The following is a 14049-nucleotide window of genomic DNA, read 5'->3' as shown; positions in this document are numbered from 1 at the left end:
GCTGCCGGGCCGGCGGGTCGGGATCGACCGGGCCGGTGGACCGGTGCCGGGGGTCAGCCCGGCTGGTTGGTCAGCACCGGGTCGCGCATCCGCATCAGCCAGAAACTCGACGGGATGCGGGTGGCGTCGTCGATGATCTCACCGTCGACGTCCGCGAACGACTCCCGGGCGAGCGCGACAAAACCCTCCGGTTCCCGGACGTGCTCACCCCGGTCGTTCTCCGACATCCACCGGGAGACCCGACCCTGCCGGGGCTCGAAACAGGTGTCGACGGCGATCACCCGACCGCCGGGGGCCAGCGCCCGACCGGCCACCCGGAGCAGGTGCCGGGAGTCCTCGTCGGACAGGTGGTGCAGCAGGCCCAGGAGCAGCACCGCGTTCGCCGGCGGGATCTGCGCCAAATGCTCCTCACCGAAGACCTCGCAGCGGAACTCCGCCCGGTCGCCGCCCCAGCGCCGCTGGGCGTACTTGATGTAGCGCGGCGAGGTGTCGAAGCCGTAGTAGCGGACCTTCGGCAGCCGTTCGAAGTAGTACGCCGGACCGCAGCCGACGTCGATCACCGTGTCGCCGTCGGCGAGACCCAGTTCGTCCAGACAGCGGTAGCGCAGCCGGTCGGCGCCCAGACCGCGCTGCAACGCGACGTAGAGCGAAACGTGGCCGAGCAGGTTCTTGGCCGCTGCCAGCATCTGACCCTCCCGATCGGGTGTGATCCAGAGCTAAGACCGTACCGGTCCGGTCCCGTCCTCCGCCGGGCGGTGCGCCCGCAGCATCAGCGACACCCCGGGCAGCGCCCGGACCGGCAGGTAACGCTCGGCGGTGATCACCGCCCGGAGCCCGAGGTTCACCAGACCGGGCAGATCGTCCAGGTCACTGCCGGTGGAACGGCGCCGCCGCCAGGCGGCCACCGGCCGCAGCAGGACGTTCCAACTCCACAGCTCGTCGACCACCAGACCGGCCTTCTCGACCAGCGCGGTCAGGCCGGCGCGGTCGTACCGGCGGACGTGCCCGACCGCGACGTCGTGCGCCGACCAGAGTCGCATGTCGCAGGGTACGGCGATCAGCGCGGTCCCGCCCGGGGCGAGCGTACGCCGGATCTCCGCCGCCGCCAGCTGGTCCTCGTCGAAGTGTTCGAGGATGTCGAACGCCACCACCAGGTCGAGGCTGGCCGAGGGGAGCGGCAGGTGCCGGGCGTCGGCCCGGATCACCGGCAGTCCACGTTCCAGGGCGATGGCGGCCCCGTCCGCGCTGTACTCGAGGGCGACGGGCTGCCAGCCGTGGGCCCGGAGCACCCGGGTGTTGCCGCCGCCGGCCGCGCCGATGTCGAGGGCCGGGCCGGGGTGCCGACCCTCGGCGGCGAGTCGACGCAGCGCCCGGGCCAGCAGCGCCCGACGTTCGCGGTACCACCAGTGGGTGTCCTCGAGCGCCGCGAGCTTGCGGATCTCGGTCGCTTCCACGCGTCACTCCTCGCGGGTCCGCCAGACTGTGGGGAAGGGGCCCTGCCGGTCGTTTCCGTACCGGAAGGGCCCCTTTCCACATCGCATCGTTACAGGGGTGGTGCGGTGCGGCAGCGCCGCTCGGCGGGGGTCAGGCCCGGGCGAAGACGAGCACCGCGTTGTGACCACCGAATCCGAAGCCGTTGTTCAACGCGGCCGGCACGTCCATCTGACGCGCCTTGTGGGCGGCCACGTCGAGGTCGAGGGCGTCGTCGGGGTCGTCGAGGTTGATCGTCGGCGGCACCACGCCGTCCCGGATGGCCAGGATGGTGGCGATGGACTCCAGAGCCCCGGCGGCACCGAGCAGGTGACCGGTCATCGACTTGGTGGCGGTCACCACCGGGTGGTCGCCGAGCGCGGTCCGCAGGGCGACGATCTCCGCCATGTCCCCGACCGGGGTCGAGGTGGCGTGGGCGTTGACGTGGACGATGTCCGAGCGGGCGATGCCCGCGTCGGCGATCGCCATGTTGATCGCCCGGATGACGCCCCGGCCCTCCGGGTGCGGTTGCACGATGTCGTAGCCGTCGGAGGTGAGTGCGGCGCCGGCCAGTCGGGCGTAGACCCGGGCGCCGCGTGCGGCGGCGTGGTCGGCCCGTTCCAGCACGACCGCCCCGGCTCCCTCGCCGAGAACGAACCCGTCGCGGCCCTTGTCCCACGGTCGGGAGGCCCGTTCCGGGTCGTCGTTGCGGGTCGACATGGCCCGCATCGAGGCGAACCCGGCGATCGGCAGCGGGTGTACGACGGCCTCGGTGCCGCCGGCCAGCACCACGTCGGCCCGGCCGGAACGGATCATGTCGAGACCGAGTGCGATCGCCTCGGCCCCGGTGGCGCAGGCGCTGGCCATCGAGTGCACCCCGGCCTGGGCACCCAGCTCCAGCCCGACCCAGGCGGCCGGCCCGTTCGGCATCAGCATCGGCACCGTGTGCGGGGAGACCCGCCGTGGGCCGGACGCCTCCAGGATGTCGTCCTGGGCGAGCAGGGTCTGCGCCCCGCCGATTCCGGAGCCGAAGCTGACGCCGAGCCGCTCCGGGTCGGGCGGTGCGGCGGCCAGCCCGGAGTCCGCCCACGCCTCGTGGGCGGCGACCAGGGCGATCGCCTCCGAGCGGTCCAACCGGCGCAGCTTGACCCGGTCGAGTTTCTCGGACGGCTCGACCGCGAGTTCGGCGGCGATCCGGACGGGAAGTTGCGCCGCCCACTCCTGGGTGAGCGGACCCACCCCGGAGCGGCCGGCCAACATGGCTTCCCAGGTCGACGCGACGTCCCCGCCGAGCGGGGTCGTCGCGCCGAGCCCGGTGACGACGACGTCGGGACGACTCATGATCAGGACTGGGCCTCGATGTAGGAGACCGCGTCACCGACGGTCTTCAGGTTCTGCACGTCGTTGTCCGGGATCTTCACGCCGAACTTCTCCTCGGCGGCGACGACGACCTCCACCATGGAGAGCGAGTCGACGTCGAGGTCGTCGGTGAACGACTTCTCCTCGGCGACGTCGTCCGGGCTCACGCCGGCGACCTCTTCGAGGATCTCGGCGAGGCCTGCGGTGATCTCGTCACGGGTCATTGTGGTTCTTTCCTCTCCTGGATGGATGGTGCGACGGCGGACCTGTCCGCCGGGGCCGGCCGGACGGGGTGCCGCCACGGCCGGGGGGTCAGGGGCAGCGGACGACCTGTCCGGCGTAGGTGAGGCCGCCGCCGAAGCCGAAGAGCAGCACCGGGGCGCCGGACGGCACCTCCCGCCGCTCGACCAGCTTGGACAGGGCCAGCGGCACGCTCGCCGCCGAGGTGTTGCCGGATTCGACGATGTCCTTGGCGATCACCGCGTTCGGCATGCCGAGCCGTTTGGCGATCCCCTCGATGATCCGGAGGTTGGCCTGGTGCGGTACGAAGGCGGCGATCTCCTCCGGCGCCACACCGGCCCGTTCGCAGGCCTGCAGGGCGAGCGGGGCCAGGGCGGTGGTGGCCCACCGGAAGACCGACTGCCCCTCCTGCTGGATGTACGGGCGCCAGCCCTCGATCCGGACCGCGTCGCTGCGTTCCGGGACGGAGCCCCAGAGCACCGGGCCGATCCCGCTCGGCTCGTCCGGGCCGGTGGCGGTGACCACCGCGGCCCCGGCCGCGTCGCCGAAGAGGATGCACGTCGACCGGTCGGTCCAGTCGGTGAAGTCGGAGAGCTTCTCGGCGCCGATCACGATGGCGTTGCGGGCCGCGCCGGCCTGCAGGGCGTGGTCGACGGTGCCGAGCGCGTACGAGAAGCCGGAGCAGGCGGTGTTGATGTCGTACGCGCCCGGGGCGTTGATCCCGAGCTTGGCGGCGACCCGGCAGGCCACGTTCGGGCTGCGGTCCACCGAGCTGCAGGTGGCGACGACGACGAGGTCGATGTCGGCGGGGCTCAGGCCGGAGTTGGCCAGCGCCTTGTCGGCCGCGGCGGCGGCCATGTCGGAGACGGTCTCGGTGTCGGCGATCCGCCGGGTGACGATGCCGACCCGCTCCCGGATCCAGGTGTCGTTGGTCTCCACCATCTGGGCGAGGTCGTCGTTGGTGAGCACCCGGGACGGCTGGTAGTGCCCGAGGGCGAGAATCCGGCTCACCGGCTCACCGTCCGGCGGTTCCTGGTGTCGCACTGACCGGTCATGAGAGCTGTCCTCCGATGCGGGCGAGGGGCTGGCCCGGGGCGACCGGGTCGTTGTGGTGGGCGAGCCATTCGGTGAGCACCCCGGCGGCGTGCGCGGTGACCTCGACCGTGCCCTGCCGGGTGCTGACGTGGCCGATGACCTGCCCGGAGTTGACCGTGTTGCCCTCGGTCAGGTCGTCGGCCGGGGTGAAGGTGCCGGGATCATCGGCGACCACGACCCGGAACCGGGCGGTCGGTCCGGAACTGGCCGGGGCGCCGTGCCGGGCGATCAGGTCGCGGGCGGCGGCGAGGTCGTCCGGGGTGTTCAGGGTGACGATCTCCGGTACGGCGCCGCTGCCCTTGAGCTCCCGCTTGATCAGCCCGGCGAGGGTGCCCGCCGGCGGAAGCTCGATGACGGCGGTGACCCCGAGGTCGGCCAGGGTACGGACGCACAGGTCCCAGCGGACCGGAGCGGTGACCTGGCGGACCAGGCGCTGCACCATCTCCCGTCCGTGGGCGACGGCGACGCCGTCGGCGTTGGAGAGCAGGATCCGGGCCGGGTCGGTCGGGGTGATCCCGGCGGCGACCGTGGCCAGGGCCTGCTCGGCCGGGGTCATGTACGGGGTGTGGAAGGCGCCGGCGACCTGCAGGGTGATGACCCGGCTGCCCTTCGGCGGTTCGGCGGCGAACGTGGCCATCCGCTCGACCGCCCCGGCGACGACGATCTGGCCGGCGCCGTTGAAGTTGGCCGGGTGCAGTCCGTGTGCCTCGATGGCGGCCAGCACCTCGGCCTGGTCGCCGCCGAGCACGGCGGACATGCCGGTCGGTTCGAGGGCGCAGGCGGCGGCCATCTCCCGGCCGCGTACGCCGGCCAGGGTGACCGCGCTCTCCGGGGTCAGTACGCCGGCCAGGGCGGCCGCGGCGAGTTCACCGACGCTGTGTCCGGCGGTGACCGTCACGTCGTACGCCGGAAGCTGTTCGGCGGCGAGCAGCGCGGCGGCGACCAGCAGCGGCTGGGTCCGGGCGGTGTCCCGGATCTCGTCGGCGTCGCCCTCGGTGCCGAGCCGCACGAGGTCGACGCCGGCGAGCGCGGAGAACCAGCGCAGGCGCGCCTCGGCGCCGGGCAGGTCGAGCCACGGGGTCAGGAAGCCCGGCTTCTGGGAACCCTGGCCGGGGGAGAGTACGGCGAGCACGGTTACGACTCTGCTGGATCATCCGCTCGGACGTGCTTGCCGTGATGTACCAATCCGCACTACCAGCTTTGTGAGTTACCTACAAAAATCCATGGTGGTCATGGACTTCCCGGGATGTCTGTCCTGAACGGCACCTAATGTCCGTGCGTGGGACCCACCGGCGCGGACGGGTCGAGGCGTCCGATCGTCAACGCCATCCGCAGCGCGAACGCGTCCCGGGCGGTCAGCGGTGAGAAACCCGTCACGTCCGCCACCCGGCGCAGCCGGTACCGGACGGTGTTCGGGTGCACGAAGAGTGTACGGGCCGCGCTCTCCAGCACCCCGTTGGCGGCGAAGAACGCGTCCAGCGTCTCCAGGAGTTCCCCGCCGGCCCGGACCAGGGCCGCGTACGCCTCCTGCCGGAGCATCCGGCGCGCCTCGGGGTCCCCGGCCAGCGTCCGTTCCGGCAGCAGGTCGGCGGCGGCCACCGGCCGGGGCGCCGCCGGCCAGGCGGGCGCGGCCCGGAAACCGGCCAGCGCGGCCCGCGCCGAGTCGGTCGCCGCGTCCAGGCTCGGCACCGCCGGCCCGACCACCACCGGACCGGGACCGAAGCCGGCGAGCAGTTTCTCGGTGGCGGCCAGCGGGTCACCGACCCCGCCGAGTACCACGACGAGCCGGTCGCCGTGCACCCCGCCGATCATCTCCAGCCCGAGCCGCCGGGTGACCCGGTAGATGGTGTGCAGCACCGCGGTCACCTCCCCGCCCGGTGAGCGGCCGACCGCCACCGCCACCGGCGGCGCGTCCGACCAGCCCAGCGCCGCCGCCCGACTGGCCAGCACGTCCGGTGAGTCGCCCCGGAGCAGCGCGTCGACCAGCAGCGCCTGCAGCCGGGCGTCCCAGGACCCGCGTGACTCGGCGGCCCGGGCGTAGACCCGGGCCGCGGCGAACGCGATCTCCCGGGAGAACTTCAGCACCGCCTCGTGCAGCAGCCGCTCCTCGCCCGGCGCGGCCAGGTGCGGGACCTGCTGCTCCACGACGTCGATGGTGACCTTGATCAGCGCCACCGTCTGCTGCAGGCTGATCGACCGGGCCAGGGCCCGGGGCGCCGCGGCGAAGACCTCGTCGGAGACCTCCTGCGGACTGTCCGGCGCACCGGCGTCCGTACTGGCCGGCCGGGACCGCAGCCACTCGACAAGCGACCGCACCCCGGCCTGGGCGACCAGCATGACCCAGGACCGCTGCTCGGCGGGAAGCTCACGGAACCACGGCAGTGTCTCGTCCATCCGGGCCACGCTCGCCGTGGCGAGGGCGCCCGCCGCCCGCTCGATCTGGCGCAGCGTCGCCGCCAGCTCGCCGTCCCCCGCCTCGTTGCCCACCGACCCAGCCTGCCACGTCGGAACCCGGCGGCCACCACCCGGTGCGTGGCATCATGCTCCGATGGTCGCCCGTCCATCCCTGGTCGTACCGCTGTCCGCCGCCGCCGGGTTCCTGCTCCTGCTGGCCCTCACCGTCGCCGGCTGGGCGCCGTTGGACCGCGTCGACCTCGCGGTCAGCGACGTTTTCCGGGAGTACGGCGAGCGCCGGCCCGACCTCGTCGCCGTGTTCCGGGTGGCGACCGACGTCGCCGCCACCGTGCCGTTCGTGGCCGCCGGCCTGGTGACCGGGCTGGCTCTGGCGGTCCGGGGCGACCGCCGGCCGGCGGCGTTCTGTGTGGCGGTGACCGTGCTGGTGCCGGTGCTCTGGGCGCTGATGCACTGGCTGGTGTACCACCCCCGGCCGGTCGACGGCTTCGTGGTGGTGACCAGCAACGGCTTCCCGAGCGGGCACACCAGCAACGCGGCGGCGGCCGCGCTGGTCGTCGTACTCCTGCTCTGGTCGGGGCTGGGCCCGGCGGGCCGGGCGCTGACCGTCGGGCTGGCCGTGGTCTTCGGGGTCCTGGTCGGGCTGACCCGGGTGGCGCTGGTGGTGCACTGGCCGACCGACGTGCTCGGCGGCTGGCTGTTGGCCCTCGCCGTCGTGCCGCTGGTCGCCCGGCTGGTCGCGGCCCGGCCGGCCGCCGACGCGGATCGCCGGGTGGCGGCCCGTCCCGCAGCCTGACCGCCGGTGGCGACCGGGCCGACCGGTACGTCTCCGGTCACGGCTCGGGCAGGTGCAGTTCCTGGGCGAGGATGGCTGCCTGCACCCGGCTCCGCAGACCGAGTTTGCCGAGGATCCGGCTGACGTGGGTCTTGGTGGTGCTCTCCGCCATCACCAGCCGGTCGGCGATCTGCTGGTTGGAGAGACCGAGCCCGAGGCAGGCCAGCACGTCCCGTTCCCGGGGGGTGAGTTCGGCGACCGCCGCCCGGCCGGCCGCCGGGACGACCGGTGCGGTGGCCGCGAAGGCCGTGATCAGGCGACGGGTGACCGCCGGGGCGATGAAACCCTCACCCCGGGCCACCGTACGCACCGCCTCGACCAGTCCCTCGGCGTCGGTGTCCTTGAGCAGGAAACCGGCCGCTCCGGCCCGTAGCGCGCCGAAGACGTACTCGTCGAGGTCGAAGGTGGTCAGTACCAGGACGTCGGCGAGTCCCTCGGTGACGATCTCCCGGGTCGCGGAGACGCCGTCCAGCCGGGGCATCCGGACGTCGAGCACGGCGACGTCCGGCCGCAGCCGACGGCAGAGCGCGACCGCCTCCTCACCGTCGGCGGCCTGCCCGACCACCGTCAGTCCCGGCGCACCGGCGAGGATCAGGACGAGACCGGCCCGTACCGCCTCCTGGTCGTCGGCGACCACCACCCGGACGGGTGGGGCGGCCCGGTTGTCACTGGCGCTGATGGGGTCCTCCGTGCTGGTCCGGCTCGCCGGTCACGCCGGTGCGCTCGACGGGTACGGGTCGGTTCGGTGGGTCCGCTCGGCTACCGGCAGTTCGGCGCTCACCCGCCAGCCGTGGTCGCAGGGGCCGGCGGTGAACCGGCCGTGCAACAGGGCGACCCGTTCCCGCATCCCGATCAGGCCGGCTCCGGCGCCCGGCAGCCCCGTCCCGGCCGGTGTCCGGTCGGCACCCGGAGCGCCGGTGGCCCCGCGGGCCAGCCGGTTCTCGATGGTGAGCCGGACCGACCCGGGCCGGTGGGCGACGGTCAGGGTTGCCGGCCCCGTACCGTGCTTGAGCGCGTTGGTCAGCGCCTCCTGGACGATCCGGTACGCGGCCAGGTCCACCCCGACCGGCAGCGGCTCGGGTTCGCCGAGCGTCTCGAACCGCAGCGGCAGGCCGGCACCCCGGGCCTGGTCGACCAGCCGGTCCACCTCGGCGAGCCGGGGCCGGACCGGCCCGTCCACGGCCAGCGGCGCCGGTACGTCCCGGTCAGCCCCCGTTTCGGCACTCTCGGCCGGCTCGCGGAGCAGGCCGATCATCTGCCGCATCTCGGCGAGCCCCTGCACACTGTTCTCCCGGATCACCCGCAGCGCCTGTTCCACCTGGGCCCGGTCCAGGCTGCTGACGGAGAGCACGGCGGTGGCGTGGATGGCGACCGCGCTCAGGTGGTTCGCGACGACGTCGTGCAGTTCCCGGGCCATCCGACTGCGCTCCGCGGCCACCGCCTGGCGGCGGTCGAGCTCGGCCAGCCGGGCGGTCTGCTCGGCCCGGGCCCGCTCGGCGGCGGCCTGGTCGCGGTACTGCCGCACACCGATCCCGCTGACCACCGGCAGTACCCCGATCAGCGCCACCGGCACGGCCAGGGCGAGGCCGTGCCAGGACCACGGGCCGAGGAAGATCATGCCGAGCGCCGCGGCCAGCCCGGTGAGGGCGATGTTGATCCAGAGCAGCCAGCGCCACATCCGGGGTGGGCCGTACACGCAGGCGTCGAAGAGCACCTGGGTGTAGACGAGGGTGGTGGCCAGGGACGAGCCGCAGGCCAGGTCGATGAGGAAGGCGACGGTGCCGAGGGTCAGACCGGTCCGGGTCGCCACCCGGCGCAGTGCGACCGCCACGGAGGTCGTCGTGAGCAGGGCGAGGGATACCCCGGCCGGCGGGTCGAAGATCCCCTCGTTGAGTGGGTGGTACACCGCCAGCAGGAGTAGTCCGCCCAGGTACGAGGCGGACGCCAGTACGATGTCCCGGGACATCGTCCCGCGTTCCAGGTTCCGCCAGGCCGCCACGTTCCGATCCCATCACATCGTCCGGGCCGTCCCCTCGGTCCGGACGACGAAGCGATCCCGGCCCGCATCCGTCAAAGGATGTACAGACCAGGGAAGCGGGCCGCCCGGCCGCGCCCATTCGGGTTGGAATGCTCAGGTTCTGTCGACGGTGGCGTCGAGTCCGTCGGCTCCGACCAGTACGGTGACAAGGTCCCGGCGACGTGGACGCCCCACCCGGTCCCCGGCCGGAGCCCTCGGCGTCCGACGCCGATGCCGGGCGAAGCGCCCGGGCAGCGGCGAGCGTGAGGAGGCTTGGATGGCGCAGGACGCCGGACAGGGCTGTGCCGAGGAGGAGCCGAACTCGCTGCTGGGCGGGGACGAGCCGCCGCTCGGTCCGGCCGGCCGGCTCCGCTGGGTCTGCGGCGCCGGTGCCGGGCTCCCGACGGCCCCGCGCGACGGCAAACCGGTCCGGCCCGGGACAGACCCGGTCGGTACGGACGTCAACCATCCCGACGCGGCCGGGCCACCGACGCCGGTCGGCGCGACCGAACAGGCGCCGCAGCGGTCGAGACTGATTCCCCGCCCCCGTTCCGCCGGACGGGACGGGGACAACCTCGCCGAGCCGTCACCGGCGGGCCCGGTGAACGGGACCGCCGGGGCACCGGGGACGACTGCCGATCCGGCCGAGGACGTACCGGCGCCGGAGGAGCAGCGCCGGTCCGGCTGTCAGACGGATCGGCCGGGGTGGGCCGGGGCCCACCGGCACGGCGCGGTCCGGCCCTCCCACCGACGGGTACGCCGGGACCGGCCTCCGCGCCGGTGGTGCTGACCGCCGGTCAGCGGGTCCGGCGACGGACCAGGAGTGCGATTCCGGCCAGTCCGGCGGTGATCGACAGCAGCACGGCGCCGTTGAGCAGGATCAGGTGACGGAGGTCGCCGAGCAGCCGGTTGACGTCCTTCTCGGGGCCGATCGCCTCGTCCGGGATCACCCGCTCACCGCCGCCGACGCCACCGCCGACCACACTGACCTCCGGCTCGGGGAGTGGGGCACCGGCCGCCAACAGCGTCTCGGTCATGGTCAACCGGCCGAAGAACCAGGCCGCGCCGGGCCGGCTCTTGTCCGGCTGCTTCGCCGGCCGGAAGGCACGGGGGCCTCCCTTGGCCAGCGGGTAGAGATCGAAGGTCTGCTTGGCGGCGTCGTCGACGTGCACCACGAGGGTGTACTTCGGCCCCAGGTCGGCCGCCTTCGGTGCGGTGGTCTGCCCGTCGCCCTTGAGCCAGCTGACCTGGTCGAGCACCGCCGCGAACAGGTCGGGACTGGCGTCCGCCCGTACCGTCAACGGGTTCGGCAGGTCCTTGCCGGTGATCACGATCGAGGTGGGTTTCGGCGCCGGCTTGGCGTACGCGGCGCTGCCCGCACCCAGCCAGCCACCGGTCGCCAGCAACAGCGTGACAACCCCGATGAGCCGACGGTTCACCCTTCCGGCCATCGCTGACCTCCTCGCCCCGTCTCGATGGTGGCCATGATGCAGGTCACGCGCTGGTTGGTCGGTGGGAAGACGACACTGTCCCGGATAGACCCGCCGTCTTCACTACGTAGACTCCGCAGAACGCCGCTCGGTTGCACCTGAACGAGCAGTTATTGAAACTATCTGCGATCCAGGGTCGACTGAGGAGTCGAGCCATTGATCGGTAGGGCGAATCGTAGCGGACGGAGGCGACCATGCGGTCCGGGGTCACCCGTTTCGGGACACTGGTGCTGAGCGTCGTGGTGGTGGCGCTCTGCGTACTTCTGCCGGCCGGGCCGGCGGCCGCGCACAACTCCCTGACCGGCAGCGACCCGCGTGACGGGGCCCGCCTCGACAGCGCGCCGAAGCACGTACGGCTGAGCTTCCTGGCCCGGCTCGATCCCGGCACCACGCGGGTCACCGTCACCGGGCCGGACGACAACCCGGTGACCGTCGGTAGGCCCGCCTTCTCCGGATCCCGGGTCACCGTGCCGGTCCGGCCGGTCGCCGCCGGGCGCTACCTGGTCCGGTACGAGGTCGCCTCCGGCGACGGGCACCCGATCAGGGGGGACGTCGAGTTCACCCTGACCGTGGCGGCCGCGCCGACCGCCCCGCCGACCACCGGACCGGCGTCCTCGACGGCCGCCGCCCCGACGGTGTCGGCCAGCCCGCCGGCGGACCCGTCCGGCACGCCGGTGGCCGCCCCGGTCACGCCGACGTCGGGGGAGGATGGTGGAACGCCGTGGTGGCCCTGGGTGCTCGGCGCCGGGGTGGTGCTCGCCGCGCTCACCGGGGGCCTGCTGCTCCGTCGACGCCCGACCCGCGACAGGCCGGCCGACTGATCCGGGCCGGCCGCCCGCGCCGGGACAGACCGGCCGTCGACACCCGGCCCGCCGGGCGGCGGACCGGGTGCGGCCCATTTCGTCAGATCAGCCGGGTACGGGCGGCCCGCAGCCGGGTCAGCGACCGGTCCCGACCGAGTACGGCCATCGACTCGAACAACGGCAGGCCGACGCCCCGTCCGGTGATCGCCACCCGGACCGGTGCCTGGGCCTTGCCGAGCTTGAGACCCCGACGGGTGCCGACCTCCTCCAGTGCGGCCTTGATCGGCTCGGCCGACCAGTCGGCGAGTGCCTCGAAGGCGGCGATCGTCTCGTCCAGGAGTTCGGCCGCGCCCTCCTTCATCGCCTTCGCCCACGCCGCCTCGTCGATCAGCGGCGAGTCCAGGAAGAGGAAGTCGACGTTCGGCACGATCTCGCTGAGCACCGCGATCCGGGTCTGGGCCAGCGGTGCCACGGCGGCGAAGGCGGCCGGGTCGAACTCGGCCGGCTGCCAGGGCGGCGGGGCGACGGTGTCGGTGCCGGTGAGCCACGGCTGGCAGGCGGCGACGAAGTCGTCGACCGGCAGGGCCCGGATGTACTCGCCGTTGAAGGCCCGCAGCTTCTTCTCGTCGAAGAACGCCGGTGACGGGTTCACCTCGGTCAGCCGGAACTCCGATTCGATCACGGACCAGGGCACGATCTCCCGGTCGCCGGAGGGTGCCCAGCCGAGCAGCATCAGGTAGTTGCGCATCGCGTCGGCCAGGTAGCCCTCGTCCCGGTACGCCTCGAGGGCGACCTTGTCGCGGCGCTTGGAGAGCTTCTGGCGCTTCTCGTTGACCACCACCGGCACGTGGGCCCAGATCGGCGGCTTGACCCCGAGGGCGTCCCAGAGCAGCTGCTGCTTGGGGGTGTTCGGCAGGTGCTCCTCGGCCCGGATCACGTGGGTGATGCCCATGGTGAGGTCGTCGACCACGTTGGCCAGCAGGAAGACGGCCGAGCCGTCGCCCCGGGCGATCACGAAGTCCTCGATGAGCTTGTTCTCGAAGGTCGGCTCGCCGCGGATCAGGTCGACCACCACGGTCTCGCCCTCGTCCGGGGTACGGAACCGCAGCGCCCGTCCCTCACCCGGCGCCAGGTCACGGTCCCGGCAGAAGCCGTCGTAGCCCTGGTACTGCGAGCCGGTCCGAGCCTGGATCGCCTCCCGGGTGCAGTCGCAGTAGTACGCCCGTCCCTCGGCGTGCAGCCGGCTGGCGGCGTTCCGGTGTTCACCGGCGTTGGCCGACTGGAAGTGCGGACCCTCGTACGTGCCGCGTTCGATCCCGATCCAGTCCAGCGCGGAGAGGATCCCCTCGGTCCACTCGGGTCGGTTGCGGGCCGCGTCGGTGTCCTCGATCCGTAGGACGAAGACACCTCCCTGCTGCTTGGCGAAGATCCAGTTCTGCAGGGCCGAGCGGGCACCGCCGACGTGGAACATTCCAGTCGGGGAAGGGGCAAAGCGTACGCGTACCGTCACGGTGCCAGCCTAGTCAGCCGGCCGGGGGCGCCCGCCACCAGGTTTCCGGTCCGCACCCGCCTCGGCGCGAGGTGCCGCACCCGCCCAGGGCAGGTGCCGCGCCCGCCACGCCGGAGGCGCCGCGCCGGTTCCGGCGAATCGGTCTCAAGCGCCAGAAACCACACCGAGGTAGTTCATTCCGGCGTGTCGCCGGCAAGACGTCCGTTTTACCCCGTAATCCTCAATAAGCTGCCGATGGTTACCAGGTTGTCCGCAATGGAGGCGACTGAAGGATGATGCTCATCGAACGCAGCACGCGGGTGGCGGCGCCGATCGAGGCGGTGTGGGACCTGGTCCAGCGGGCCGAGCACCTGCCGGAGTGGCTGGCCGGGGTACGTCAGGCAGAGGTGCTCTCCGGGGAGGGCATCGGCCGGCGGCAGAAGGTGCACGCCGCCGGCCGCGCGTTGGACGCGGAGGTCATCGCGTACCAGGAACCGACCCTGATCGCCTGGCGTGAGCGGGCCGAGGGAGCGGGCGCGCGGGCCGAGGCGCGGACCGAGATCTACGTCGAGCTGGCCCCGGAGGAGGACGGCACGACGGTCCGACTGATCATGGTGCGCTGGCCCGCCGGCCCGGTCAGCGGCGCCCTGCTGCGCTGGGGCATGCGCCGGGTCGGCGCCGACCTCGAGGGCTCCCTCGCCCGGCTCACCGGCCTCGCCACGGTCGGTTGAGCCGCCCGGTGCCGAGCCTGCGCCCGTACCGCCGCCGGTCCGCCCGCCGGCGGCGCCGGCGCCCAGGAGGTCCCGGGCAGAGCCGAGGGGGCGGGTGGCGTCCGACGC

General features: G+C 73.2%; 15 protein-coding genes. 4 read left to right on the top strand and 11 right to left on the bottom strand.

Annotated elements, in window-relative coordinates; genetic code table 11:
* Positions 1-53: 53 nt before the first annotated feature.
* The 7 genes from ABGB05_RS35370 to ABGB05_RS35340 form a co-directional block, all read right to left on the bottom strand.
* Complete coding sequence (locus ABGB05_RS35370) at positions 54-686, bottom strand: class I SAM-dependent methyltransferase (RefSeq protein WP_347658351.1); 633 nt, start codon at positions 684-686, stop codon at positions 54-56.
* Between the two features lie 30 nt (positions 687-716).
* Positions 717-1454, bottom strand: a complete 738-nt coding sequence (locus ABGB05_RS35365; protein ID WP_347658350.1) for a class I SAM-dependent methyltransferase — start codon at positions 1452-1454, stop codon at positions 717-719.
* A 130-nt stretch (positions 1455-1584) separates the two neighbouring features.
* Positions 1585-2811: a beta-ketoacyl-ACP synthase II gene (gene fabF / locus ABGB05_RS35360; RefSeq protein ID WP_347658349.1), complete on the bottom strand. Its 1227-nt coding sequence runs from the start codon at positions 2809-2811 to the stop codon at positions 1585-1587.
* A gap of 2 nt (positions 2812-2813) precedes the next feature.
* Positions 2814-3053, bottom strand: a complete 240-nt coding sequence (locus tag ABGB05_RS35355) for an acyl carrier protein (protein WP_331217180.1) — start codon at positions 3051-3053, stop codon at positions 2814-2816.
* An 88-nt stretch (positions 3054-3141) separates the two neighbouring features.
* On the bottom strand, positions 3142-4080 hold the full coding sequence (locus tag ABGB05_RS35350; protein ID WP_347658348.1) for a beta-ketoacyl-ACP synthase III: 939 nt from the start codon (positions 4078-4080) through the stop codon (positions 3142-3144).
* A gap of 40 nt (positions 4081-4120) precedes the next feature.
* Entirely contained in the window at positions 4121-5296 is a 1176-nt protein-coding gene (locus tag ABGB05_RS35345) for an acyltransferase domain-containing protein (protein ID WP_347658347.1), read from the bottom strand.
* Positions 5297-5430: 134 nt separating this feature from the next.
* A complete protein-coding gene (locus tag ABGB05_RS35340; protein ID WP_347658346.1) occupies positions 5431-6651 on the bottom strand; it encodes a helix-turn-helix domain-containing protein in 1221 nt (406 codons plus the stop codon).
* Positions 6652-6712: 61 nt separating this feature from the next.
* On the opposite strand from ABGB05_RS35340, the gene ABGB05_RS35335 reads away from it, so the two are divergent.
* Positions 6713-7372, top strand: a complete 660-nt coding sequence (locus ABGB05_RS35335) for a phosphatase PAP2 family protein (RefSeq protein ID WP_347658345.1) — start codon at positions 6713-6715, stop codon at positions 7370-7372.
* 37 nt (positions 7373-7409) lie between these two features.
* Here ABGB05_RS35335 and ABGB05_RS35330 read toward each other — a convergent pair whose 3' ends face one another.
* Both ABGB05_RS35330 and ABGB05_RS35325 read right to left on the bottom strand, forming a co-directional pair.
* Positions 7410-8048, bottom strand: coding sequence for a response regulator transcription factor (locus ABGB05_RS35330; RefSeq protein WP_347658344.1), 639 nt, complete (start codon positions 8046-8048; stop codon positions 7410-7412).
* A gap of 72 nt (positions 8049-8120) precedes the next feature.
* Positions 8121-9410: a histidine kinase gene (locus ABGB05_RS35325; RefSeq protein WP_347658343.1), complete on the bottom strand. Its 1290-nt coding sequence runs from the start codon at positions 9408-9410 to the stop codon at positions 8121-8123.
* 295 nt (positions 9411-9705) lie between these two features.
* Between ABGB05_RS35325 and ABGB05_RS35320 the strand changes: the two genes are divergently transcribed.
* Positions 9706-10218, top strand: coding sequence for a hypothetical protein (locus ABGB05_RS35320; protein WP_347658364.1), 513 nt, complete (start codon positions 9706-9708; stop codon positions 10216-10218).
* A 7-nt stretch (positions 10219-10225) separates the two neighbouring features.
* On the opposite strand, the gene ABGB05_RS35315 is transcribed toward ABGB05_RS35320, so the two are convergent.
* Complete coding sequence (locus ABGB05_RS35315) at positions 10226-10879, bottom strand: hypothetical protein (protein ID WP_347658342.1); 654 nt, start codon at positions 10877-10879, stop codon at positions 10226-10228.
* A 233-nt stretch (positions 10880-11112) separates the two neighbouring features.
* On the opposite strand from ABGB05_RS35315, the gene ABGB05_RS35310 reads away from it, so the two are divergent.
* Complete coding sequence (locus ABGB05_RS35310) at positions 11113-11739, top strand: copper resistance CopC family protein (protein ID WP_347658341.1); 627 nt, start codon at positions 11113-11115, stop codon at positions 11737-11739.
* 82 nt (positions 11740-11821) lie between these two features.
* Here ABGB05_RS35310 and gltX read toward each other — a convergent pair whose 3' ends face one another.
* Entirely contained in the window at positions 11822-13231 is a 1410-nt protein-coding gene (gltX, locus tag ABGB05_RS35305) for a glutamate--tRNA ligase (protein WP_347658340.1), read from the bottom strand.
* Positions 13232-13503: 272 nt separating this feature from the next.
* Here gltX and ABGB05_RS35300 point away from each other — a divergent pair, with 272 nt between their 5' ends.
* Positions 13504-13941 carry an SRPBCC family protein gene (locus tag ABGB05_RS35300; RefSeq protein ID WP_347658339.1) on the top strand — a complete coding sequence of 146 codons (438 nt, stop codon included), beginning with the start codon at positions 13504-13506 and terminating at the stop codon, positions 13939-13941.
* Positions 13942-14049: the final 108 nt, after the last annotated feature.

The sequence above is a fragment of the Plantactinospora sp. B5E13 genome, assembly GCF_039871775.1.
Lineage (GTDB): Bacteria > Actinomycetota > Actinomycetes > Mycobacteriales > Micromonosporaceae > Plantactinospora.
Note: the sequence above shows the minus strand (reverse complement) of the source record. Positions and strands in the feature narration are given on the sequence as shown.